Here is a 22,676-nt window from a genome sequence, read left to right as displayed (position 1 = left end):
CTTGGAGCCCACACCATGAGACCCATGTACCAGTACGGCGCAGCGGACGTGCGCTACGGCCAGCGCATCCAGCTGGGCACGTCGTCCCCCATCGACCTGAGCGGCAGCGCGTCCTACTCCATCGGGTTCTGGCTGCGTCCCCGGGCGCCCGCCTACGACGGCTACCTGGTGATGTCTGGCATGTCCTATTACATCGGGCTGCACGGGATGCAGCTCACGCTCAGCATCCCGGGCATGAACACCCCGCAGCGCTCGGAGCTCGAGCTGCTGCCCGACCAGTGGCAGTACGTCCTGCTCGTCTTCGAGTCGACCGGTGCCAACGCCGGCAGCTATGCGCTGTCCGTGAACGGCACGCCGCTCATCGAAGGCTCCATCTCCCGGGTCACCGCCTCCAGCGGCCTGTTCACCCTGGGCACCACCACGGACGCACAGTTCTGCAACGTCGCGTTCTGGTCCGCGGCGCTGCCGGAGGGCGAGCGCCAGCCGGTGTGGGACGTGCCCCAGCCTGGCTCCACCCTCGCCGCCTGCTACAGCTTCAGCGACGGCTCGACCGGCGACGTCTCCGGCCACAACCGGGGGGCGGCCACCTTCCTGGAAGGCGCGCAGGTGGTGATGCTCGCCCCGGCGATGCGGCTGGTCAACGCGGCGGTCCAGCCCTCGCCCCGCGACGCGCTCGCGGTGGTGGCGAATGGCGCGCCCTTCAGCGTGCAGGCGTGGTTCAACGCCCATGCGCCCTCCGACTTCCAGGCCGCGTCCCGGACGGTGTTCGCGTGCAAGGACCCCAACAACGGCTACGGCTTCACGATGGGGCTGGAGTGGAACGGCACCGGCTTCAACCTCCAGCTCTCGCTGAGCTCGGCGGGCTCCGGGGAGGGGTGGGGGCACAACCTGCAACTGGCCCCCGGTGACTGGCACCACCTGGCGGCCACCTACGACGGGACGACGCTGAGCATCTACCTCGACGGCGTCATCGACATGAACATCCCCTGCACGTTCCCGTCGCTGGCGGCCCCGGTGTGGCTGTTCGGCGCCTCGCCCGATGCCAGTGTCGCGGGAGGGGCCGCTTATGACTTCCAGGGCCACCTCCAGGCGGCCGGGCTCTGGTCCCGGGCGCTCTCCGCCAGCGAGGTCCAGCAGTACATGGCGTCGGACCCCAGCGACGCCGAGGGCTGCGTCGCGTACTACGCCTGGAACGGCGCCATCCTCGCCAACCAGGTGACCGGGAACCCGCCGGTGCTCCTCAACACGGCGATGCCCTCCATCGTCGTCACGCCCCCCGCCGCGTCGACGCCGCCGCCCGGGGTCTCCAACACGCTGGTCACCGCGGTGCAGCCCTCCTACCGAAACCAGCCCTCCGCCCGCTGGGCCGCTGAGGAGGTGCCCTACCCCGCGCAGAGCCCGATCTCGCGTGACCAGGTCGACTCCATCCTCGCCGCCTACGAGCCGGTGCTCGCGGCCGTCCCGGGGGCGATGAAGGACCGCCTGCGCTCCCTGTTCCGCAACAACCTCTACCTGGGGCTGGCCCGGGCCAACGGCCCCTCGGGAATGCCCGTGGGCACCATCGCCGGGAAGGTCGTCGGGAGTGAGTACGTCTTCTACCACCACACCGCCCAGGGGGCCGTGGAGTGCGGGCGGATGGAGCTGGCCGTCGACACCGAGTGCATCGGCTGGGTCATCTCGGTGGCCGCGACCTCCATCTGTCTGCTGCTGTCGGTGGTGGGGCTGGGCTTCTCGGCGTCGAAGGCCGTCTCCGCCCTGCGGCCCCTCATCTCGGAGAGCACGGCGCTGCTCAAGTCCGTCGGGGACGCGGCCAAGGGCACCACGGACGCCTCCACGGTCATCCGGGTCATCAAGGCGCTCTACATCGGGGGGACGCTCGGCAAGGTGTTCGGGGCAATGCTGACGGGCAGCTGGTACACCATCGCCCTCAACTGCGCGATGCTCATCCTGATGGTCGCCGGCCTCTTCACCACCGGGGGCGCCTACCTGGCCGTCGTGCTGGCGCAGCTCGCGCTCAACCTCGTGACCCTGATCGTGCTCATCGCCCAGAAGCCGTCGAACTGCTGCTGAGCCTCGGCGTGCCCGCCCGGAAGAGGGCGGGCACGCCGCGTCGTGCCAATTCAGCAGAAGAGGAGTGTGGTAACCCGGTGGAGTGGATTCGCCATCCATTGCCCGTCAGGAGCCTGCAGACCATGCGTACCCATCGAGTCGTGCTCACCCTGCTGCTGCTCACCACGCCCACCGCATTCGCGCGCGAACCCTTCCCTGACGTCACGACTGCCGAGCTCAACAATACCTTGCTGAAGTTACACAATGAGTATCGCGCAAGGCATGGCACTCCCGCCCTGGTGGTGGATCCTTCGATCGTGGCCTACGCGAAGAGCCGCGCGAAGGCTGTCTCGACCCATGAAGGTCTCAGCGAGGGCCACCGGGGACTCGACCACAAATACGGTGAGAACCTTTATTGGGGTGGGAGTGAAACAAAAGCGGGGGCATCCGGCATTGTGAATGCCGCCGTCAAGTCCTGGTACGACGAGATCAGCCAATACAACTTCAAGACCGGAGGTTTCTCTGGAGCCACCGGCCACTTCACCCAGCTGGTCTGGAAGGGCACCACCAAGATGGGCTGTGCTGTCGCCCAGGGGAAGGGCTCCAAGTGGTACGAAACGTATGTGGTCTGTAACTATCAGGCTCCAGGAAACATGATGGGGGCGTTCCAGACGAACGTCATGCCCAAGCGCTGACCCCGGTCCACGCTCAGGCCTCCTCGCCCAGCAGGAACGGGAGCAGCACCTCGGCGCGCCCCAGGACCTCCACGTCGAAGTCCGGGTGGCGCGGCTGCATGGGCGTGAGGTTGAGCAGCAGCGTCCAGGCCCCCGCGTACTTCGCGCCTCGGACGAAGTTCGAGGCGGGAGAGACAGTGCCGGACGTGCCCACCGCGAGGAAGAGGTCGCACTCGCGCAGGGCCTTCTTCGCGGCCCACTCCGCGTCCACGGGCAGCGGCTCATCGAACAACGTGATGTCCGGCCGCAGGGGCTGGCCACACCGCTCGCACGGCTCCGCCTGCACACGCTCGGTGAGGTCCTCGAACGGGGGCAGCCCACACTTCGGATTGCCACAGCGCGTGCGCAGCAGCGAGCCGTGCAATTCGACGACGTTGCGGCTGCCCGCCAACGTGTGCAGTCCATCCACGTTCTGGGTGACCAGCGTGAAGGTCCGCCCCGGAACGGGCCGGGACTCCCACTCCGCCAGCGCGAGGTGGGCCGCATTGGGCGCCGCGGCCCGGAGGTGCTTGCGCATCGGACCGAACAGGCTCCAGACCCGGGAGGGCTCCCGGGCCGCCATCGCCGCGTCGGGCACCTCCTCCGCCTCCCGCAGCGTCCACAACCCACCGGGGCCACGGTAGGTGGGCAGCCCGGAGGCGACGGAGATGCCCGCTCCGGTGAGGACCACGACCTGGCGCCACGCAGTCGCCCTCAGCCGATCGCGCAGCCGCTGCAGCTCGTCGTCGTTCGTGAAGGAGTCCGCCATGCATGGACCCTAACCCGGCGGCGGCGGGGATTCCCCGGCGAAGGCGTCCCGGCTTCGCCCCAGGTGTCAGCCAAACCACTAGAGTCACCTTGTGGCGACTCCTCCTCGATGCCCCCATTGTGGCGCTCCCTTCCTGAAGCAGCCCGCCGAAGAGCCGGCCTGCGGTCATTGCGGCGCCGCACGGCCGACGCCCTGGCTGCCGCAGCGCACCGCGCCTCGGGCCACTCCCTCCCCCGCTTCCGCGCGGCAGAGCCGCGCAGTCCTGTTCATCGCGCTGGGGACCGCCGTCGTGACGTGCTTCGCGGGCATTCTCGTGGCCTTCCTGGTCGCGGCCCCGTCAGAGCTGGGGCGACCCGCACCACGGCCACGGCCTGCCGCCGAGCCCGTACCCCAGGCGACACGCCCTCTCCCCCTCCCCCCTCCCGAGGAGCCCCCCAGGCCCCCGCCGGTGGAGCCCGAGCCCGCCCCTCGGCCCGAGGTGGCGAAGCCCGCCCCGCGAATCCCCCAGACGAACGAGGCCTGGGGCGCCCAGCGGCTGGCGCGACACCTGAAGGACTACGACTACTGTGGCCGCGAGGCCATCCTTCGCCAGAAGGACACTCCCCGGCGCTACACGTTGCGCGCGCAGTTCGGCGCCGACGGTCAGGGCACAGGCGGTCGGGTGGAGCCCGCGGGGGTGGCGATGTTGAACGCATGCATCCGCAACAGGACGCGCTACGTCTATCTGGGCAAGCCTCCGCAGCCGCGTGACTTCGTGGTGGAGATCACCCTGTCGTTCGCGCACCTCCGGCCCACTGGCAAGCCGGAGACCCGCGATGACCAGTGGAGCATCCGCGACGATGACGCGTACTGACATCCTGCTCGAATGCCAGTCATCCCCCCTCCTCTTGAAGCCCGGAGGGCTGGGGCGCTATTGAGGGTGGTGGGCTGGTGCGGGGGGCTATGGATACAGTGTTCTCTACCGAAGAGGAGCAGCGCTACGCGGAGCGGGGCTCGCGCGAGCTCCAGGCGAAGCTGCGCTGGACGTTCCTCGTGGCCGCGACGCTCTTCTTCGCCTTCATGGGGTTGGACTACCAGCTCGACCCCGAGAAGCTGGGCCGCAACATGGCGGTGCGGCTCCTGGCGGTGGGGGCGTACCTCGCGCTGCACCTGCTCGCGCGCTGGGAGCCGACACGGAAGCGGGCGGAGCTGCTGCTGCTGGCGGGAGTGGGAGTGGGGGCCGCATCGGTGACCCGGCTCTCGGTGGACTTGCGCTTCGGAGAGCTGCTCGCCGTGGGCTCGCTGCTCCTGATGGTGGTGATGCTCGCGGCGCTGACGACCTCACTGCTCCACGCGATCACCAGCCATGGGCTCCTGCTCGTGGTGGTGAATGTATTCGGGCTCGTCTCCGGGGCAAGCAGCCTCTTCTTCTTCGCGGTGAACGTGTTCCTCCTCTCGGGGGCCACGGCGGGCTTCATCCTGGCGGCGCTCTCCGAGCGGCTCTCCCGGCGCGCCTTCCGGATGGAGCTGGACCTGGAGGTGCTGGCCACGCGCGACGCGCTCACCGGGGCGCACAACCGACGCAGTTTCCTGCAGCATGCCGAGCACGAGCTCGACCGCGCACGCCGCGGCACACGCCCGGTCTCGCTGCTGATGCTCGACATCGACCGCTTCAAGAGCATCAACGACACCCATGGCCACCCGGTGGGCGACGCGGTCATCCGCACGCTGGCGAGCACCTGCCAGGGTGCGCTGCGCAGCGTGGACGTGCTCGGGCGGCTGGGCGGCGAGGAGTTCGCCATCGTCCTGCCGGAGACCGGCGCGGAAGGGGCGCTGGGGGTGGCCGAGCGGCTGCGGCAATCCCTCGCGGAGGCCGTGGTGCCCGAGGTCAGGAAGGCACTCACGTTCACGGTCAGCGTGGGGGTGGCGGAGTGGCTCCCGGGCGAAGGGCTCGACCAGTTGCTGTCCCGCGGCGACCAGGCGCTCTATGCCGCGAAGAACACCGGCCGCAACAAGGTCTGCGCGGCGGCGCACGGCTGACCGCTGCGCCACCTCCCCTTCCCGCACATCCGCCACCCGGCGACTCCGCTACCAGCAGCTCGAGCGCGCGGGGAGCTGCGCGTAGAAGTTGTTGCCGTAGTTGCTGTCCCACTCGCCGTTGGCCGTCGCGGCCACTTCGATGTCCCAGACGTTCTGCTGGTAGAGCTCGTTCCACCCATACAGGAACACGTGGCTCTCCGTGGCCGAAGGCCACGAGCACACCCACTGGCCATAATTGCTTTCACTGCATCCCGGCGCGTTCGTGTAATTGGTGCACATGAAACAGGCGCGGGGCCCCGCGTTCAGGAAGATGTATGCGTCGTTGTTCGTGCCCGAGAGCGCCGGCAGCACCGCGTATTGGCCGTTGAGCTTGACGAAGATGCTGATCTGGTTGTCCGGGTACCTGCCGCGCAGGTAGCCCCGGTAGGCGACCGTCAGCGTGGCGTACCGGCCCGGGAGCTTCGTCGTGTGGCGGATGACCTCGAATGGCCCCGTCGTCTGCGTGTCGTAGACATTGCAGACGGCGTAGTCCGGCGGGTAGTTGGAGGCCTCGCCACGAACGGCGGTCAGCAGCAGCGTCAGCGTGAGCGCGGTTGCGAGCGGATTCAGGAGTTTCATGGGCGGTGTCCTTGCGTCGAATTCCCGGCGGAGGCTGGGAAGCGCGGCGAGCCCCGGGTATGCCCCCCCGCGCTGTGGGCTCCAGCCGGTGTATCACGCGCGTCTGTCGCGCAGGAACCGGCTGGGCTCACACCGGGAAGGACAACGTGAACCGTGCACCGCCGAGCTCCGAGCCGAGCGCGGCGACGCTCCCGCCGTGCACCTCCGCGATACGGCGGACAATCGCGAGGCCGAGCCCGAAGCCGGGGCTCTCGTCCGTACGTTCGTCGTCGAGGCGGTGGAACGGCTCGAAGATCCGCTCCCGCTCCGCGAGCGGAATCCCCGGCCCATCGTCGTCGACGTGGATGTGAATCGCTCGGCCCTCCCGGGTCAGGCTGACCTGGACCCGGGACTTCGCATACCGCAGGGCATTCAGTATCAGGTTCGACACCGCGCGCTCGACGAGCCGGGCTTCGACGCGAACGACGAGCGACTCCGCGCCGGGCACGGGGGCGGATATCGTCGCCCTGCTGGGAACAATCGTGAGGGTCTCGCAGAGCTCGGCGAGGACCGGGCCCACGTCCACCGAAGCCCCAGCCGGCGCGCGGCGCCCCTTCAACCGCACGTAGGTGAGCAGTTCATCGATGAGCTGATCGAGCTCCTCGAGACTGCGCTCCACCCGCTCGAACGCGTGCTCGCGGTCATCGGGCTCGACGGCTTCGCGCGCGAGCGCGAGGCTGAAATGCAACCGCTGGGTCGGTGCTCGGAGCTCGTGCGACGTGATGTGGAGGAGCTCTTCTCTCATGGCAATCGACCGCTGGAGGTCTTCGCCCATGTGGTTCAGCGCCGTCGAGAGCGCACCAATGACGTCGCGTGAGCCGACCGCGGCCCGTGCGTCGAGCTCCCCCCTCCCGAGCGCCTCGGCCGTTCGCCGGAGGTCCAGGAGCTGTCGGCGGATGGGGCGCAGGAGCGCGAAGACACCGAGCGAGAGCCCTCCGACGAAGCAGAGGAAGAGCCCGGCGCCGCGCGCGCCGCCAAGCGGGAACCTGAGCGGCATGGGCCCCACCTGGAGGACGTGCCCCGTCCCCTCGATGCGTGCATAGAGGACGGATGCGAACACGGGGCCCGCCCGCACGACCTCCCCGACGTCGAGGCGTCCGAGAGCGTCGGCGCCGAGCGGTGCGTCCGCCCGGGGGATGATGACGACGGGCACCTCGAAGCGCTTCGCTGCTTGCTCGGCGGGACCTCCGAAGTCGTGGTGCTGGCTGTAGCGCTCTTCGAACATCTCGGCCATCAACGCGACCGGCACCGCGAAAGAGACTTCGATGTTCCGCGCGAGCTGCGCGTTGATCCGAGGGATGACGAACGCCTGGGCGACGGCGCCAGCCAGCAGCACGCCCGCGAAGATGTGGAGATAGACGCGGAGGAAGAGCCTGTCCACGGGTCAGCTCACTGTGTAGAGGTAACCGACGCCGCGGACCGTCTTGATGGCGTCCGCCTCGCCGGAGGCTTCGCGCAGCTTGTGTCGAAGCCGGGAGACCCTGAGGTCGACGGAGCGGTCGATGTCGTCCTGCTCCACGCCCCGGAGCCGCTGGTACATGAGCTGCCGGCTCACGACCTGTCCCGCGTGGGCCACGAGCAGGAGGAGCACGTCGAACTCGCCAGAGGTCAGGTCGAGCTCCTTCCCACGCAGCCAGGCCGTTCGCCGCGTGGAATCCACCGTGAGCTCGCCGACGCGAACGGGCGTGCCATCCGACTGGGGGGGCGCGCTCGTGCGGCGCAGGAGCGCTCGCAGCCGCGCGAGGAGCACGCGGGGACGGACCGGCTTCGGCAGGTAGTCGTCGGCGCCGCTCTCCAGACCGACGACCTCGTCCACCTCGGCGCCACGCCCGGTCAGCATGAGAATCGGACCCGGGTAGGCGCCGCGCAGCTCACGGCAGACGGCGAAGCCATCCTTGCCGGGGAGCATCACATCGAGCACCACGAGGTCGGGGCGCGTCGCGAGGATCCGCGGCACCGCGCGTTCACCGCTGACCTCGCTCTCGGCGCTGAAACCGTGCATTCGCAGGTAGTCGGCAATCATTGCCGTGAGCGCCCGGTCATCGTCCACGATGAAGACGCTGGGTGTCGACGTGGATGTCTGGCTCTGCTTCTCCATAGGCGCCGGTGCTCCCGGACGGAGCATACACGCCCCGCTGCGAGCACGTCCGCACCGGCTGCGTTTGTATCACTTCGTATCCCCCGTAAAGCCTCGCTGTCTGATGTGCCATCGTTCCGTGCAACTCCAGGAGGATGACATGTCAAAGCAAGCCAGTCGTGACAGCGTGACGAGCAGTCCAGCGAAGGCCCAGCCCGCGCCGGAGCTCATACCCACTTCGGATGCACTCATCTATGGGGAGACGATCTACCTCAACAAGGTGCGTGGCGACGCGCCGCTGTGGCTCTCGGGTGGCCGCAGCGATGGGCAGACCCAGGTGTACACGCTCGACGGCGAGAACGGCACGGTGGAGGAGACCTACCGCTGGACCGTGATGAAGGGCGTCGACACCGTCGGCAGCGGGCCCGTGAGCTATGGCGACGTCATCTATCTCAAGGTGGGCGGCAAGGCGCAGCGGTGGCTCACGGGAGGCCGCGGCACCCCCCAGAATCAGGTGTCCACGCGCGACGGCGCGGGAGCCTCGGAGGATGGGAGCTACCACTGGACCGTGATGCAGGACTTCGAAATCCCGGGCAGCGGCAGCGTCAAGCGAGGGAGCGCCATCTGCCTCAAGGTGGGCACCACGGAGCAGCGGTGGCTCTCGGGCGGCGTCGACGGTCAGAAATCGGTGTCCACGCTCGACGGCCGGGACGGGAAGGAGCGCGACAGCTACTTCTGGACCACGGAACCGGTGAGCTACTCCCGCATGTTCGCGGTCTTCGCCGAGGACTCCCCAGAGACGAAGTACATGCCAGCGGGGGGAATGCAACCGCGCGTGTTCACCCGCGTGGAGGCGCGCTCGCCGGACAACTCCATCCAGCTCGACCTCGAAACAGGGTTCATCACGCTTCCGCCAGGGACGTACCACATCACCGGGTTCTCGACGACGGCCTTCCTGTATCCGCGCGACAACCCCGAGGAGATCGCGAAGCTGGATGGGATGGTCCAGAACAAGCAGTTGGCGAACGGTGGGTACTGCCGGCTGCGGCTTGCCGGAGGTATTCCGGAGCAAATCTCCAACGATGATGCCATCGCTGTCGGCAGCATCAGCAGCGCCAACATGATACCCAGTCTGATTGAGACCTGGTTCACCACGAACGTCGACGCCCAGATCGTCATGGAACACCAGTCCGGCAGAACGGATCAGACCGCGGACGTCGTGCTGCGCGCCAATCCGAACGACTCGCCCTGGCATATCTTCGCGCGGCTCAGCATCTCTCGCGTGTAGCCCGTCCTGCCTGAAGGTCGGTTGCCGCACGGCAGCCGGCCGCTTCCGGGGCCAAGGAGGAGAAGCGGGAGGTCGCCCGCGCGTCCGGCGCCGTGAAAGAGAAGGCCGGCCCCGGAAGTTACGGGCCCGTGCCTTTTTCGAATCCATTCCACGCTCGCAGGCGCCGGCTCGCCAGGCTGCTGACTTTCTGTGCGGTGCAGCTCCTGCTTGGGACGAGCTGCATGAGTCTGCCGGAGCCGCTGTTCGACAGGATCCCCGCTTCCGAGGGGAGGCTGCGCGTCATCTCCTACAACGTGCACCTCGGTGAAGCCCTGATTGACGAGCGGGAGGGAGGGTCCAGCTCGATGAGCGAGGCGTTCCACGAGCGCAAGATGATGTGGAATGTCGACATCCTCGGTCTCCAGGAGCTGTGCTCGGATGGGGGCGGCTGGCAGCTCGACTACTTCGACGCGCTCATGCGCTCGTTCGGTGGCCCGTCCTACTCGGCGTTCGCGCTGGCAGACCCCGTCGAGAAGACGATGTGCGCCCGGGTCGAGGCCATCTTCAGCCGCCATCCCATCGTCGACTCGGGAGCCATCGAGCTGCCGAACGTCCGCCAGCCCCGCTCCGCCGTCTGGGCGGATATCGACGTGCCCTCCTCGGACGGGACGGGGACGGTGCGCATCCGCGTCTACAACGCGCACCTGGAGAATCGCCCGGAGAAGGACCACCTGACCTGGGAGGAGGGACGGCTCAGGCAGACGCGGGTCATCCTCGATCATCTGTCTGAGTGGCGCGCGACACACCCCGACGCGCCGGTGATCCTGCTGGGAGACCTGAACAGCCTCAGCAAGTACTGGGACGTCTGGAGCCGGGAGGCCTCCATCACCGAGATTGAAAGCCACGGGCTGCAGCCCACGCTCAAGAAATACAACCGCACGCTCACGCTGACGCCCCATCAGGTCGACTGGATCTTCTTCCAGGGACTCAAGCAGCGCAGGTCCCAGGTCGAGCACGTGTGGCTCTCCGACCACTTCCCGGTGGTGGCGGACTTCGCGCTGCCCAAGGCCGCGGTGCAGGAGCCGACGCTCGTGGAAGGTCCGTGAAACGGTGGCACTTCAGTGCACGGACAGGAAGAAGCGCAGCTCGTAGGTGTCCTTGGACACGTCCGGGAAGCCGTCGAAGCGGCTGTGATGCTGGAAGACGTTGACCTCCGAGCCCAGGCCCACCCCGCCGCGCACGGGCACGTCCACCTGGAGCTGCCCGGTGAGCACCTGGTGCGAGCCGCCCGCTCCGTCCAGCACCGCGACGCGCGACATGTCCGCCTCCAGCGTGAGAACGTCCCACGCGTCGCGCGCGTAGACCATGCGGAGCTGCACGCCCACGCCGGGGCCATAGTCGTAGTTGCGGCCTTCGCGCCCCTCATGCGCGGAGGAGATGCCGGTGAGGACACTGCCCTTCAACGACAGCACCGTCTTCAGCTTCGAGCTCGCGGAGAGCTGATGCTGGTGCAGCAGGCCCACGTCCAGGGACTGTCCGCCCACCTCGTACTCGATCGTGTCCGTGTAGCTCAGTTGCTGCGAGAGACCCAGCCGCACCTCGTCCTGCTCGGTGCGCACCAGCACCTTCGCCGCGAGCAGGCCCGTCAGCAGCGCATGGCTGACCAGGCTGTCCTCCCGCGTGGTGAACTGGATGTGTGCGTCGAAGGCGTCGAAGGGGCGACGGATGTCGCCACGGAAGGCGTCCCCGTAGCGCAGGGCGAACTGGGTGAAGAACTGGTGCTTGCCTCCCGCCAGGAGCTTGCCGTCCCCCAGCATCAGGTAGCCCACCGAGCCCCAGCCCGCGAGCGCGCGAGAGCGCCAGTCGGAGGGAGTGGGCTCTTGCCGGAAGGCATCACCGCGCAGGAGCCGGTTGACTCCACGGATGGGGCTGATGAGGCCCGCCGTCAGTTCCCGGCCGAACCGGTCTCGCCCCGTGGCCTCCGTATCGAGCACGGTGGAAGACAGTCGGTAGAGTGCCTCGCCCATGGCCACCCCGCCCATCGTGGTGTTGATGACGTCATTGATGGATGGCGGCTCGGTCTCCGCGAACAGCTCCCACTGGACGCTCCCCAGGAGCGTGAAGGGGATGGCGCTCACGAAGGAGAGGCCGTTGTCACGCGCGGCCGTGTAGTAGAGGCTACCGTGGTAGGGGTGCGCGAACTGGTTCGTGGAGAAGCCGTCCCCATCCCAGACAAAGCCCGTACGCAGGTTGTCCTTCCACGTCTGGAGGCTGACACGTGCCCAGACCTTCTGGCCGAGCGTCCGGTCATAGGTCCACACCACGAGGTTGATGGCGGTGACCTCCCCCAGCGCCAGCCACGGGTGGGGCTCCGGCGCCGTGGACTCCTCGACGGAGGGCTCGGCCCGGGGGGCATCCGCGGGCAGCGTCGCTTCCTCCGCGCGCGCGGCGGCGGAGATGAGCGCCAGCATCCCCAGGGCAAGCCGCCCCGCCTGGACCCCGCTCCGGCGCCCTCCACGTCGCGGACCGAGGCGGCCTGTTCCCAAAGCGAATGACCGCACCCCACGCATCCGCCAGCCCCGTCGCGGGCCCATGCCGCGCACATCCAAGGTAGGCAGCCGACATCCGCGAGGCGTCCCGCCTTCCGGGGAGGGGCATCTCCGACAATTGGAGGTTGCGCACTTCCTGCTGCTAGAGCGTCCCCGCCAGCGCCCTGCCCACCGCGCGGCCGGAGAAGATGCACCCTCCCAGGAAGGTGCCCTCCAGCGCCCGGTAGCCATGCACGCCGCCACCGCCGAACCCCGCCACCTCGCCGGCCGCGTAGAGGCCGGGGATGACCTGCCCATTCGTCCCGAACACCTGGCCCGACAGGTCCGTCTCGAACCCGCCCAGCGTCTTGCGCGTCAGGATGTTCAGCTTCACGCCGATGAGCGGCCCCGCCTCCGGGTCGAGAATGCGATGGAGCTTCGCCGTGCGCACCAGCTGGTCCCCCCGGTACGCGCGCGCCTGGCGGATGGCCGCGATCTGGAGGTCCTTCCCGAACGGGTTGTCCAGCTGCCTGTCTCGCGCCAGCACCTCCCGCTCCACCGTCGCGTAGTCCAGCAGCGGCGTCTCCGTCTTCGTGTTCATCCCCTCCACCAGCGCCCGGAGGTTGTCCGCCACGACGAAGTCCACCCCGTGCGACTTGAACGCCTCCACCGGCCCCATCGCCTTCTTGCCCACCGCGCGGTTGAGCACCCCGCGCCAGTCCTTGTTCGTCAGGTCCGGGTTCTGCTCGGAGCCCGAGAGCGCGAACTCCTTCTTGATGATTCGCTGATTCAGCACGAACCACGAGTGCTCGTGCCCCGTCTTCATGATGTGCGCGAGCGTCCCCAGCGTGTCGAAGCCCGGGAACAGCGGAGGCGGCAGCCGCCGGCCCGTCGCATCCAGCCACAGCGAGCTGGGCCCGGGCAGGATGCGGATGCCGTGTTGCGGCCAGATGGGACTCCAGTTCCGCAGCCCCTCCGTGTAGTGCCACATCCGGTCCCGGTTGATGACCCGCGCTCCCGCGGCCTCGGTGATGGGAATCATCCGCCCGTCCACGTGCGCGGGAACGCCCTGGACCATGAACTTCGGCGCCGTTCCCAACCGCGCGGGCCAGCTCTTGCGCACCAGCTCCGGATTGCCGCCAATGCCTCCCGACGTGACGACGACCGCCGAGGCGCGCAGCTCGAACTCCCCCGCCGTCTCCCGGGAGCTGCTCACGCCGCGCGGCGCGTCCGAGGGCACCAGCCGCATCCCCCGCACCCCCACCACCGCGCCCGCCTGGACGAGCAACTCATCCACCCGGTGCCGGAACAGGAACGTGAGCGTCCCCTTCTCCCGCGCCGCCTGCGCCCGCCGCACGAAGGGCGCGAGCACTCCGGGGCCGGTGCCCCACGTCACGTGGAAGCGCGGCACCGAGTTGCCGTGGCCCACCGCCCCGTAGCCGCCCCGCTCGGCCCAGCCCACCACGGGGAACCAGCGCATCCCCAACTGGTAGAGCCAGGGCCGCATCTCGCTCGCGGCGAACCCGACGAAGGCCTCCGCCCACTTGCGCGGCCAGTGGTCCTCCTCGCGGTCGAAGCCCGCGGTGCCCATCCAGTCCTCCAGCGCGAGCGCATGCGAGTCCTTGATGCCCATGCGCCGCTGCTCGGGCGAGTCCACCAGGAACAGGCCGCCAAAGGACCAGAAGGCCTGTCCCCCCAGGCTCTGCTCCCCCTCCTGGTCCAACACCGTGACGCGCTTGCCCGCGTCCGCGAGCTCCGTCGCCGTGACGAGCCCCGCCAGTCCACCGCCCACGACAATGACGTCCGCTTCCTGTCCCATCGGCGCGCCTCCAGGTGTCCCCTCCAGGGGATGCCCGATGATAGGGGAAACCCCCGAGGCGGAGGTGAATTGGATGTGATTGCGGCCCGCGCTCCACTCAGTCGTCGAGGTCCTCGCGCTCCAGCGCCCACCATTCCCGGCCGGTGGGTGAGAAGCCGAGGAAGAAGTAGACGTGCTCGCGCGTCGCGGTGAAGAGGTACGGGGCCCCTCCTGTCAGTCCTGGCGCCAGCTCCTGGAGCCGGCGCGTTCCGCGGGGCGTGCCGTCGCTCGTCCACAGCTCCGGCCCGGTGATGCCGTCATCCGCGGAGAACAGCAGCGTGCCCGCCACGGGGAACAGCCAGGAAGGCGACGCGCTGTACGGCCCGCGCGCGAGGTCCTTGAAGAGCCGTGTGCCCGCCTCCGTGCCGTCACTCACCCACAGCTCGCGGCCCGTGGGGCCACCGTCCTGGGCGCTGAAGAAGAGGCGCCCGCCGAAGGCCACCAGGAACTGCGGCGGGTCGAACACCGCGCCGGGAGTGATGTCCTTCACCAGCACGGTGCCCTCACGGGTGCCGTCCGTCACCCACAGCTCGCGGCCCACATCGGGGTTGTCCGCGACGAAGAAGACACGCCGGCCCACCACGGTCAGGTCCGAGGGGAAGGAGCTGTTCGGCCCGGGGTAGCTGTCCGCGAGGGGGAAGGTGCCTTCCGGCGTCGCGTCACTGCGCCACATCTCGTCGCCGAGCTCCGAGTACTGGTGGAAGAGGAACAGCCCACCCGCCGCGACGGCGTCCGTGAACAAGAGGCTCTCCACTCCAGGCATCAGGTCCAACGCGACCGTCCCAGCGGCCGTGCCGTCCGTGCGCCAGAGGTCGAAGCCGGTCGCCTCTTCCACGGCCATGAAGTACAGGCGCCCCTCCAGCTCGATGAAGGCCTGGGGGCTGGAGCCGATACTCCCGGGCCACAGGTCCTTGACCATCAGCGTACCGGCCGTCGTGCCGTCCGTGCGCCAGAGCTCCGTCCCATTCACCCCGTCGTCCGCCGCGAAGTAGGCGACGCCGCGGTGCACGAACGGGCTTTCGAAGAAACGGCTGCCTTCGGGCCCCTGGTGGATGTCCTTCACCATCCGCGTGCCACCCGGGGTGCCGTCGCTCCGCCAGAGCTCGAAGCCGTGGATGCCGTCGTCCGCGAAGAAGAGGAGACCTCCACCGAACGGCGTCATGTCCGTGGGCTCGGAGCCGTCGGGCCCCGGGCGGAGGTCCGCGACGAGCCGGGTGCCTGCCGCCGTGCCGTTCGTCACCCACAGCTCGGCGCCGAAGCTCCGGTCATCCGCCGTGAAGAAGAGCGTCCTGCCCACGCTTGCGCTCTCGGTGATGCTGGGGTCGTCCGGTCCGGGGGTGAGGTCCTGCACCAGGCAGGCGGGCCCCGCGCCCGGGTCGCCGTGTCTGTTCCCCTGCTCGCTCCCCGAGGCCGCACCGTCCCCGGTCTCCGGGAAGACCGCCACGGCGGCAGCCGTCTCCACGCTCCCGTGCCTGCCGAGCTTCAGGGCCCACAGCTCGGTGCCCCGCTTCGGCTCGGTGGCCGCGAAGAATACGCGCGAGCCCGAGCGCGTGAAGTCATGTGGCGCGCTCGAGAAGGCGCCCGACACCAGGTCGGCGAGCCGCACCGTCCCCCGGGCCGTGCCGTCGCTGGTCCACGGCTCGTGGCCCCTGCCCTGCTCGCGTGCGGTGAAGATGAGCCGGCCGCCCTGCGCGGTGAGCTGCGCGATGCTGGACCCCGCGAGGCCCGGCATCACGTCCTTCAGCCGGAAGGTTCCGCGCTCCGAGCCGTCGCTGCGCCACAGCTCGTCCCCCGCGTCGGGCGTGTACGCGGAGAAGTACACCGCGCCGCCCAGGGCGGTGAGCGACCGGATGTGCGGGCCATCCGCGCCAGGGAGGATGTCCTTCACCAACCGGGTCCCCAAACGCGTGCCGTCACTGGTCCACAGCTCGGAGCCGACGAGCCCGTCGTCCGCGCTGAAGAAGAGCCCGCGGCCCACGGTGACGAGCGTGTTCGGGCCGTCGAACGTGAGCAGCGCCGGTACGTCCGCGACGGCCACCGTCCCCTCGGGCGTGCCGTCGCTCTTGTAGAGCGTGAAGAGCCGCGGCACGTCCTGGAGCGCGCCGCCCTTGCGCGTCACGCCGATGATGGGGGACTCGCCGACGATGAAATAGAGCAGTCCGTCCGCGACGACCGGGCCCGCCGTATAGACGTCGAACCGGTCGGAGAAGTCGAGCAGTGTGACGACAGCTCCCGTCGCCCCATCCAGACGTTGGAACACGTGGTCACCGAAGAAGAAGAGCTGGCCGCCCATCGGCACGAGCGCGCTGGGGGGAGAGGCCAGTCCCGTGGGCACCACGCGCGTGGTGCCCGGAATGCCCTCCGTCCGCCACAGCTGGGTGACACCGAGCTCCGGCGAGAACGCGGTGAAGTAGAGGACTCCCTCCAACGCGGCCAGGGCGAAGGGGAATGACGACTCACCTCCGGCGGCGATGTCCCTCACCAGTCGGGTTCCCGCGCGCGTCCCATCGCTCGTCCACAGCTCCAGGCCATGCATGCCGTCGTCGGCGGCGAAATAGACGCGGCGTCCCGCGGTCATGAGCCCCTGGATGGAAGCACCTGCCTGGCCGGGCCGGAGGTCCTCCACGATGCGCGTCCCGCCGGGCGTACCGTCGCTCTTCCACAGCTCGGAGCCGTGGTCGGCGTCGGTGGCGACGAAGAAGAGCGTGCCATTCACGTCCGTCAGCTCGAACGGGCCCGCGCCGAGCCGGCCAGGGACGCTGTCCTCCACCCGGTACGGGGGGCTCGTCGAAGACATGTCCTGGCTGGCCCCGGCCTCCTGGAGCCCCAGGGCGGAGCGCTCGCCTTCCGCCTCCTCGCCAGGAACTGGCGCCGGGCCGCCACAGGCCAGGCCCAGGACCAGGGCCACCAAAGAGATGAGGACGCCAGCAGGCAAGCGCATGGGGCTCCCTTCCTTGCGCATGGACGCGCGGAGAAGTGGTGCCCAAGGTGAGCGCGCCCTCCTGCCGGGACGAGGGGCTCTCCCGGCCGTCCCGCGTGTCACCTACTGCCCGAAGTGCCTCCGCTCCTCCCTCAGGGAAATCGCAGGGCCTTGTCGAACACGAACTGGCCGCCGTCGATACGCCAGAGCAGATAGGTGCCGCGGAAGGGCTCACCGTTCTCGTCCAGGTCCAGCGGCCCGGAGGCGCCCTCGTAGTTGACCTCCTGCCCCGCGCTCAACAACTCCAGCGCCTCCGCGAATCCGCCAACGTTGACGGGAACCCCCACCGCGGCCTTCGTGCCCGAAACGGCGATGAGGTTGTCGCGAAGCGCCTCGGTGGTCGCGCCACCTCCCTTCACCATGGCGAGCGCCATGAGGTAGACGGCGTCGTAGGTCCGCTGGAGCCGGCCGGAGTCTTCGATGTCGAAGCCCTCTCCGGTGGCGGCCTCATAGGCCTCCACGAACCGCAGTCTGTTCGGGTCGTCCAGGGCCGCCGTGGGAACCAGGCCCTGCATGCCCTGAGCAACCGTGGCGTCCGCGCTCGTGAGGAACCCCGGGCCGAACACCGCCTCCGAGGCGAAGAACCTCACCCCGCTGATGTCGGCGGAAGCCACGAGGTCCCGTGACAGGCCGGCGGCGCCCACGGAGAACCCCATGATGACGATGGCCTGGGGCTTTCCGGCGGCGTAGAGGCGCTGGACCTCGTCCGTGAACCCGGTCGTCTTGCCCGTCGGATGTGACACCCTCGCCATGATGCTGCCGCCGAGCGCGGTGAAGCGCTGCTCGAAGCCGTCCGCGAGGCCGGTGCCATAGATGTCGTCGACGTGGACGATGGCGGCGGAGTCCACGCCCTGGCGGCGGACCTCCTCGGCCAGGAGCGGCCCCTGGCGATCGTCGTTGGCAATCGTGCGATAGAAGTTGGGACGCCCCGTGAGGATGGACGACGAAGCGGAGGGCGAGACGATGACCACGTTCGCCGCTTCGGGCGCGACGACCTCGAGGTCCGCCCGCGCCGCCGCGCTGCAGGTCGCGGCGATGATGGCCACGACGCCCCGCTCCAGGAGCCCGCTGACGACCCCTGGGGCGTGGCGCTCATCACACAGCCTGTCCTGCGCCACGATGACCTCGACGCGCCTGCCGAGCACGCCCCCCGCGAGGTTGATTTCCTGGGCGGCCAGGCGCGCCGCGAACCCCGTGCGGCGCGGAATGCGCGTCTCGATGACGCCCAGCGTGATGGAGTCCCCGGAGGGCGTGTACTCCCGCTTGTCGAGCGGCTCGCAGGCCCCGCCTCCCAGGAGGACGAGCGCGAGGAGCGCGACGCGGCCGAACGTGCTCACGGTGTCCATGTGAAGCCCAGCGTGGCCTCGCGCCCGAAGCCGGGCAGATCGACGCCGTTGTAGCCGGGCTCGGCATAGCGGGAGTCCAGCAGGTTGTTGACCTGGAGGTGCACGCGCGCGTGCTTCCACTCGTACATCCAGATGGCGCTGACGAGCGCGTAGGGGTCGAACAGGTAGGGCGTGTTGGCGAGCAGGACGTTCCCCCTCGACGCCCGGCGTGCGCCCACATACCGGCCGCGCAGCCCCACGGTTCCCGCGAAGCCGCTGCGCCACGTCCAGGCCAGCTCGGCGAGGAAGCGTGGGTAGGCGGCGGCCGGCTGCGAGAGGGTTCCCAGGAACGGGTCATCCCGCTCCTCCTCCGTGTTCTGCGCCTGGAGTGTCGCGACGACGTTGTGCCCCCCATGGGACCAGCGGGCTTCCGTCTCGAGGCCCAGGGTCCTCGACGTACCGATGTTCACCGGCAGGACGGTCTGCGCGCCCTGGGGAAGCAGATCGATGGTGTCGCTCGTGTCCGTCAGGTACGCGTTCACCGACACGAGGAGCTTGGGGTACGGCGTCACGAGCACCTGCGCCTCGCTCGTCATGGCCGTCTCGGGGAGGAGCTCGGGGTTGCCGACGACGTCCCCCGCGTAGAGCGGCTGGGCATAGAGGTACAGCGGGTTCGGCGCCAGGAACGACGTGCCGGTCCGGAGCTTCAGGGTCAGCTGCGGAGTGAAGGCGTGCGCGAGGCCGACGTGGTAGTTCACGACGCCGCCGTAGATGTTGTGCCGGTCGTACCGCACGTTCGCCGTCAGCCCCAGGCCGGGAAGCGACTCGAAGGGGTGGGCGGTTCCCTGACCGTACACCCCGAGGTTCTGGAACAGCACCTCCTCCTGGATGCCGAGCGGCGCGGTCTCCGAGCCGTCGGCGTTCGTCACGGTGAAGACGGTGAGCGGCTTCTCCAGGTCGCGGGTGAGGTCGATGCCCACGAGCAGGGAGTACCTGCTCGCCCGCGCGGTCGACTCGAGCACGAGGTCGATGGCGCGATAGCCGAAGTCGCGGCGCGGATGTGTCTCCGTCGAGCCGGCATTCAGGCGCTCGCGGCTCGACGGGCCGCCCGTGGAGAAGCCCGCGGAGGCGCTGGTCTCCAGCCAGTCGGTGGGCCCGAGGTCGAGCTTCGCCCGGCCGGCGAAGTTGTCCACGACGAGGTGGTTGTCATGGCTCAGCGTTCCGAAGTCGAGGAACTCGGCGAACGAGTCCAGGCGGCTGTAGAGGACCTGGAGGTGGAGTGCCGCCTTGTCCGACGGCTCGAGGTCGAAGGCTCCGAAGGCCGACATGGGCCGCGCGAGGTCCCCCTCGCTCTCGTGGGTGGCGAACGTGTCGTAGTTCGGCGACGCCACCGGCAGCTCGTAGCCCGAGCGGTCGACGTAGCCGTATCTGAAGGCGCCCAGCGCGCCCCACGACTGCCGGGCGTGCTGGAGCAGGACCTCTCCCCCCACGCCGGTGGGAGGACCGTAGGCCACCCGGGCCGTGAGTTCGCCGAGGTGGTCGGCGGAAGGCTGGCGCGTGATGACGTTCACCACGGCCAGATAGGCGTTCGCCCCATAGAGCGCGGAGGCAGGCCCGCGGACGACCTCGATGCGCTCGATGATTCGCATGGGGATGAACTCGAGTCCGAGGAAGTTGGTGCCATCCGCCCGGAAGGTGGTGGGCTGGCCATTGATCAGGACCTTGAGGGTGCGGTTGTAGGCGCGGTGTCCCGAGCTCAGCCCGCGCACCCCGAGGTTGGGCGTCACGAAGTCACGGATGATGTAGAAGCCTGGGACGTGCTCGAGCGCCTCGGCGACGCTCCGGTAGCCCCACGTCGCGATTTCCTCGCGTGTGATGACCGAGACGATGGCGGGCGCCTGCTCGAGCTTCTGCGGCTGCTTGGTGGGCGTGACGATTTCCACCTGCATGAGCTCTTCGAGGGGCAGCTCGGAGAGCGACCCTTGCGTCTGCTCCTGCTCGGGGGTGGGGGCCTCCTGTTGCCGGGCGACGGAGGTTCCACCCAGGAGGGCAAGAAGGGCCATGCCGGAGCGGACCGCGGGCCTGGCCACTGCCTTCATGGTGCGCTCCATGCAGCCCACTCGAGAGGGATGCGCCCTGGCGACGCCCGGAAGATGGGACCGCGCACCGCGCAGTCAAGAGGCCGCGCCGTACAGGGCGGGGCCCTCCACCTGGAGCCGCGGCGACCGTGCGGGGCCGGGCAGCGGTGGAAAACCGCCATTGCGAAGTGGGAGGGAGGGCGCTCTCGTTGGCCATGGACAACCGGAGGGGTCAGCCCCTGGTGAGGCTTTGCATCCTTCCCGATGATGCGCACCACGAGGTGCTCGGCGACCGTCGTGGGGGCCGGAGGACACCGATGAGGGCTCTGTCCATTCTCCGCTTCATGCCGGCCCTCGCTGCCTTCGTCCTCCCTCAGGGAGTGGCGAGGGCGGAGGCTCCCGTCGAGGCGGAGGTGAAGGCCGAGTTCCTGGAGCGGTTCACGCGGTTCATCGACTGGCCGGAAGCCGGGTTCAAGAGTCCGGGGTCACCCTTCGCCCTCTGCCTGCTGGGGCACACCCCGCTGGAGCCCTATCTGGCGAGAATGGCGCAGACCCGCCGCATCAAGGACCGCCCCATCCAGGTCCGGACGCTGGAAGGACCGGGCGAGGTGGAGGGCTGCGCGCTGGTCTGGATTCCTCCCGAGGCCGCCGGCTCGCTGGAGCAGGTGCTGGCGCGCACCGCGGGCAAGGCCATCCTCACCGTCGGGGACACCGAGGGCCTGGCCGAGCGCGGAGCGCACATCAACATGAAGCGGGAGGGAAGCCGGCTGACCTTCGACATCAACGTGGCCCAGGCGAAGCGCAGCGGACTGCGCTTCAGCTCCCAGTTGTTGCAGCTGGGACACCTGGTGGGTGGGGAGGTGCCCCCATGAGGTTCTGGGAGGCGCTCTCGCTGCGGAGCAAGCTGACGGTGCTGCTCTTCTTCGGACTGATAGGCCCGATGGGGACAGGGCTCGGAATCGTCGCCGCGAGGGACATCCGTGCCTTCCGCGAGGACCTCATCTCCACGACGTCGCTGGCCGCGGCCGTCGCCAGCGAGTACAGCGCCGCGGCGCTCGCCTTCCAGGACGAGGTGGCCGCGCGGCAGACCCTCGCGCGGATGGCCTCGCTCCCGGAGCTGGAGTTCGCCGAGATCCAGGACGCGAGGGGCCGCCACCTCGCGTCCTACCAACGCCCGGGCGTCCCCGGAGGAATCCCGCTGCCCTCCCATCCCGTAGAGGGGCGGTGGGTGCGGCTGGACGACGACCACGTCAACGTGGTCCAGCCCGTCACCCACGGGGGCGTGCGCTACGGCAGCCTGCGCCTGCAGACGTCGACCGTCGCGCTCCAGGCCCGCATCAACGCCTATCTCCTCGGAATCCTGCTGGTGGGGGTGGGGGTGGCCGGGCTCGCGCTGGGGCTGGCCTTCCTGCTGCAGCGCCTCATCACCTGGCGCGTCCTCGCGCTGGCGGAGGTGGCGCGGGTGGTCGCCGAGAAGGGCGACTACTCCGTCAGGGTCCGGAAGGTGAGCAACGACGAGATTGGCTTCCTGGCCGACACCTTCAACGCCATGCTGGTGGAGGTGGAGCGCCGGCAGCGGGAGGCGCAGGAGGCCATCCGGGTGCGGGAGGAGTTCCTCTCCATCGCCTCACACGAACTGCGCACTCCACTCACCCCCCTCAAGCTGGAGGTCCAGTCGCTCACGCGGGCCGCCGCGCGAGGCACCTTGTCGGACCAGGGGACGGGACTGCTCCAGCGGGACCTCCGGCTCATCGGCAAGCAGCTCCGGCGACTGGAGACCCTCATCTACAACCTCCTGGATGTCTCCCGCATCACCAGCGGCAAGCTCCAGCTGGACCTGGAGGAGGTGGACCTCGTGGCCCTCCTCCGGGAAGCGGTCCAGCGGCTCTCCGAGGAGTGCCGGGCCGCGGGCACCGCCATCACCCTGGAGGCGGAGCAATCCGTGGTGGGGCGGTGGGACCCGGCGAGGCTGGACCAGGTGTTGAGCAACCTCCTGTCCAATGCCCTCAAGTATGGCGCAGGCAGGCCCATCGAGGTGGAGGTGGGCGAGCGGGAGGGCACCGCATGGTTGAGCGTCAGGGACCATGGGGTGGGCATCGCGAAGGAGGACCAGGCGCGCATCTTCGACCGGTTCGAGCGCGCGGTGTCGGTGCGCCACTACGGCGGCCTCGGGCTGGGGCTCTACATCGCCCAGAGCATCGTCGCCAGCCACGGAGGGCACATCCGGGTGGAGAGCCAGCAGGGCGCCGGGGCGACCTTCATCGTCGAGCTACCGGTGGAAGGCCCCCCATGGGAAAGCCCCGGGAACCTGGAGCCGGCCGCCCCGCCTCCGGCGCACTGAGGCGCGCGGCCGAGC

At 69.3% G+C, this 22,676-nt stretch carries 17 protein-coding genes; 8 read left to right on the top strand and 9 right to left on the bottom strand.

Annotation, left to right across the window (positions count from 1 at the left end):
* The first annotated feature begins 15 nt into the window (after window positions 1-15).
* Both OV427_RS44770 and OV427_RS44765 read left to right on the top strand, forming a co-directional pair.
* Window positions 16-2,070: a LamG domain-containing protein gene (locus OV427_RS44770; RefSeq protein WP_267862366.1), complete on the top strand. Its 2,055-nt coding sequence runs from the start codon at window positions 16-18 to the stop codon at window positions 2,068-2,070.
* A 122-nt stretch (window positions 2,071-2,192) separates the two neighbouring features.
* Window positions 2,193-2,744 (top strand): CAP family protein, encoded by a 552-nt coding sequence (locus OV427_RS44765; RefSeq protein ID WP_267862365.1) that lies wholly within the window; start codon window positions 2,193-2,195, stop codon window positions 2,742-2,744.
* A gap of 13 nt (window positions 2,745-2,757) precedes the next feature.
* Here the strand turns inward: OV427_RS44765 and OV427_RS44760 are convergent, their stop codons facing one another.
* Entirely contained in the window at window positions 2,758-3,531 is a 774-nt protein-coding gene (locus OV427_RS44760) for an SIR2 family NAD-dependent protein deacylase (RefSeq protein WP_267862364.1), read from the bottom strand.
* A 448-nt stretch (window positions 3,532-3,979) separates the two neighbouring features.
* Here OV427_RS44760 and OV427_RS44755 point away from each other — a divergent pair, with 448 nt between their 5' ends.
* Window positions 3,980-4,384, top strand: a complete 405-nt coding sequence (locus OV427_RS44755; RefSeq protein WP_267862363.1) for a hypothetical protein — start codon at window positions 3,980-3,982, stop codon at window positions 4,382-4,384.
* Window positions 4,385-4,482: 98 nt separating this feature from the next.
* Window positions 4,483-5,550, top strand: a complete 1,068-nt coding sequence (locus tag OV427_RS44750; RefSeq protein ID WP_267862362.1) for a GGDEF domain-containing protein — start codon at window positions 4,483-4,485, stop codon at window positions 5,548-5,550.
* 48 nt (window positions 5,551-5,598) lie between these two features.
* Here the strand turns inward: OV427_RS44750 and OV427_RS44745 are convergent, their stop codons facing one another.
* The 3 genes from OV427_RS44745 to OV427_RS44735 form a co-directional block, all read right to left on the bottom strand.
* The gene (locus tag OV427_RS44745) at window positions 5,599-6,168 is read right to left on the bottom strand and encodes a hypothetical protein (RefSeq protein ID WP_267862361.1); all 570 of its coding nucleotides are present in this window, start codon (window positions 6,166-6,168) and stop codon (window positions 5,599-5,601) included.
* A gap of 127 nt (window positions 6,169-6,295) precedes the next feature.
* Complete coding sequence (locus OV427_RS44740) at window positions 6,296-7,588, bottom strand: ATP-binding protein (RefSeq protein ID WP_267862360.1); 1,293 nt, start codon at window positions 7,586-7,588, stop codon at window positions 6,296-6,298.
* Window positions 7,589-7,591: 3 nt separating this feature from the next.
* On the bottom strand, window positions 7,592-8,305 hold the full coding sequence (locus OV427_RS44735) for a response regulator transcription factor (protein ID WP_267862359.1): 714 nt from the start codon (window positions 8,303-8,305) through the stop codon (window positions 7,592-7,594).
* A 139-nt stretch (window positions 8,306-8,444) separates the two neighbouring features.
* Between OV427_RS44735 and OV427_RS44730 the strand changes: the two genes are divergently transcribed.
* Entirely contained in the window at window positions 8,445-9,572 is a 1,128-nt protein-coding gene (locus OV427_RS44730) for a hypothetical protein (protein ID WP_267862358.1), read from the top strand.
* 221 nt (window positions 9,573-9,793) lie between these two features.
* The gene (locus tag OV427_RS44725) at window positions 9,794-10,657 is read left to right on the top strand and encodes an endonuclease/exonuclease/phosphatase family protein (RefSeq protein WP_267862357.1); all 864 of its coding nucleotides are present in this window, start codon (window positions 9,794-9,796) and stop codon (window positions 10,655-10,657) included.
* A gap of 12 nt (window positions 10,658-10,669) precedes the next feature.
* Here the strand turns inward: OV427_RS44725 and OV427_RS44720 are convergent, their stop codons facing one another.
* The 5 genes from OV427_RS44720 to OV427_RS44700 form a co-directional block, all read right to left on the bottom strand.
* Window positions 10,670-12,022 carry a DUF3943 domain-containing protein gene (locus tag OV427_RS44720; RefSeq protein WP_267862356.1) on the bottom strand — a complete coding sequence of 451 codons (1,353 nt, stop codon included), beginning with the start codon at window positions 12,020-12,022 and terminating at the stop codon, window positions 10,670-10,672.
* A 220-nt stretch (window positions 12,023-12,242) separates the two neighbouring features.
* Window positions 12,243-13,898, bottom strand: coding sequence for an FAD-binding dehydrogenase (locus OV427_RS44715; RefSeq protein ID WP_267862355.1), 1,656 nt, complete (start codon window positions 13,896-13,898; stop codon window positions 12,243-12,245).
* Window positions 13,899-13,995: 97 nt separating this feature from the next.
* Window positions 13,996-16,878, bottom strand: coding sequence for an ELWxxDGT repeat protein (locus OV427_RS44710; RefSeq protein WP_267862354.1), 2,883 nt, complete (start codon window positions 16,876-16,878; stop codon window positions 13,996-13,998).
* A 131-nt stretch (window positions 16,879-17,009) separates the two neighbouring features.
* Complete coding sequence (locus OV427_RS44705) at window positions 17,010-18,263, bottom strand: ABC transporter substrate-binding protein (RefSeq protein ID WP_267862353.1); 1,254 nt, start codon at window positions 18,261-18,263, stop codon at window positions 17,010-17,012.
* On the bottom strand, window positions 18,251-20,341 hold the full coding sequence (locus tag OV427_RS44700; protein ID WP_267862352.1) for a TonB-dependent receptor plug domain-containing protein: 2,091 nt from the start codon (window positions 20,339-20,341) through the stop codon (window positions 18,251-18,253). The genes OV427_RS44705 and OV427_RS44700 overlap by 13 nt, the downstream gene beginning before the upstream one ends.
* 296 nt (window positions 20,342-20,637) lie before the next feature.
* Here OV427_RS44700 and OV427_RS44695 point away from each other — a divergent pair, with 296 nt between their 5' ends.
* The gene (locus tag OV427_RS44695) at window positions 20,638-21,192 is read left to right on the top strand and encodes a YfiR family protein (RefSeq protein WP_267862351.1); all 555 of its coding nucleotides are present in this window, start codon (window positions 20,638-20,640) and stop codon (window positions 21,190-21,192) included.
* Complete coding sequence (locus OV427_RS44690; protein ID WP_267862350.1) at window positions 21,189-22,661, top strand: ATP-binding protein; 1,473 nt, start codon at window positions 21,189-21,191, stop codon at window positions 22,659-22,661. Before OV427_RS44695 ends, OV427_RS44690 begins: the two co-directional genes overlap by 4 nt.
* The last annotated feature ends 15 nt before the right edge of the window (window positions 22,662-22,676 follow it).

This window comes from Pyxidicoccus sp. MSG2, assembly GCF_026626705.1.
Classification (GTDB): domain Bacteria; phylum Myxococcota; class Myxococcia; order Myxococcales; family Myxococcaceae; genus Myxococcus.
The sequence above is the reverse complement of the archived record's forward strand: the minus strand, read 5'-3'. Positions and strand labels throughout refer to the sequence as shown.

Coding starts and splice junctions, on each gene's coding strand:
- OV427_RS44770 (WP_267862366.1), top strand. CDS start 16: ATGAGACCCATGTACCAGTACGGCGCAGCGGACGTGCGCTACGGCCAG.
- OV427_RS44765 (WP_267862365.1), top strand. CDS start 2,193: ATGCGTACCCATCGAGTCGTGCTCACCCTGCTGCTGCTCACCACGCCC.
- OV427_RS44760 (WP_267862364.1), bottom strand. CDS start 3,531: ATGGCGGACTCCTTCACGAACGACGACGAGCTGCAGCGGCTGCGCGAT.
- OV427_RS44745 (WP_267862361.1), bottom strand. CDS start 6,168: ATGAAACTCCTGAATCCGCTCGCAACCGCGCTCACGCTGACGCTGCTG.
- OV427_RS44735 (WP_267862359.1), bottom strand. CDS start 8,305: ATGGAGAAGCAGAGCCAGACATCCACGTCGACACCCAGCGTCTTCATC.
- OV427_RS44730 (WP_267862358.1), top strand. CDS start 8,445: ATGTCAAAGCAAGCCAGTCGTGACAGCGTGACGAGCAGTCCAGCGAAG.
- OV427_RS44725 (WP_267862357.1), top strand. CDS start 9,794: ATGAGTCTGCCGGAGCCGCTGTTCGACAGGATCCCCGCTTCCGAGGGG.
- OV427_RS44720 (WP_267862356.1), bottom strand. CDS start 12,022: ATGCTGGCGCTCATCTCCGCCGCCGCGCGCGCGGAGGAAGCGACGCTG.
- OV427_RS44715 (WP_267862355.1), bottom strand. CDS start 13,898: ATGGGACAGGAAGCGGACGTCATTGTCGTGGGCGGTGGACTGGCGGGG.
- OV427_RS44710 (WP_267862354.1), bottom strand. CDS start 16,878: ATGCGCTTGCCTGCTGGCGTCCTCATCTCTTTGGTGGCCCTGGTCCTG.
- OV427_RS44705 (WP_267862353.1), bottom strand. CDS start 18,263: ATGGACACCGTGAGCACGTTCGGCCGCGTCGCGCTCCTCGCGCTCGTC.
- OV427_RS44700 (WP_267862352.1), bottom strand. CDS start 20,341: ATGAAGGCAGTGGCCAGGCCCGCGGTCCGCTCCGGCATGGCCCTTCTT.
- OV427_RS44695 (WP_267862351.1), top strand. CDS start 20,638: ATGAGGGCTCTGTCCATTCTCCGCTTCATGCCGGCCCTCGCTGCCTTC.
- OV427_RS44690 (WP_267862350.1), top strand. CDS start 21,189: ATGAGGTTCTGGGAGGCGCTCTCGCTGCGGAGCAAGCTGACGGTGCTG.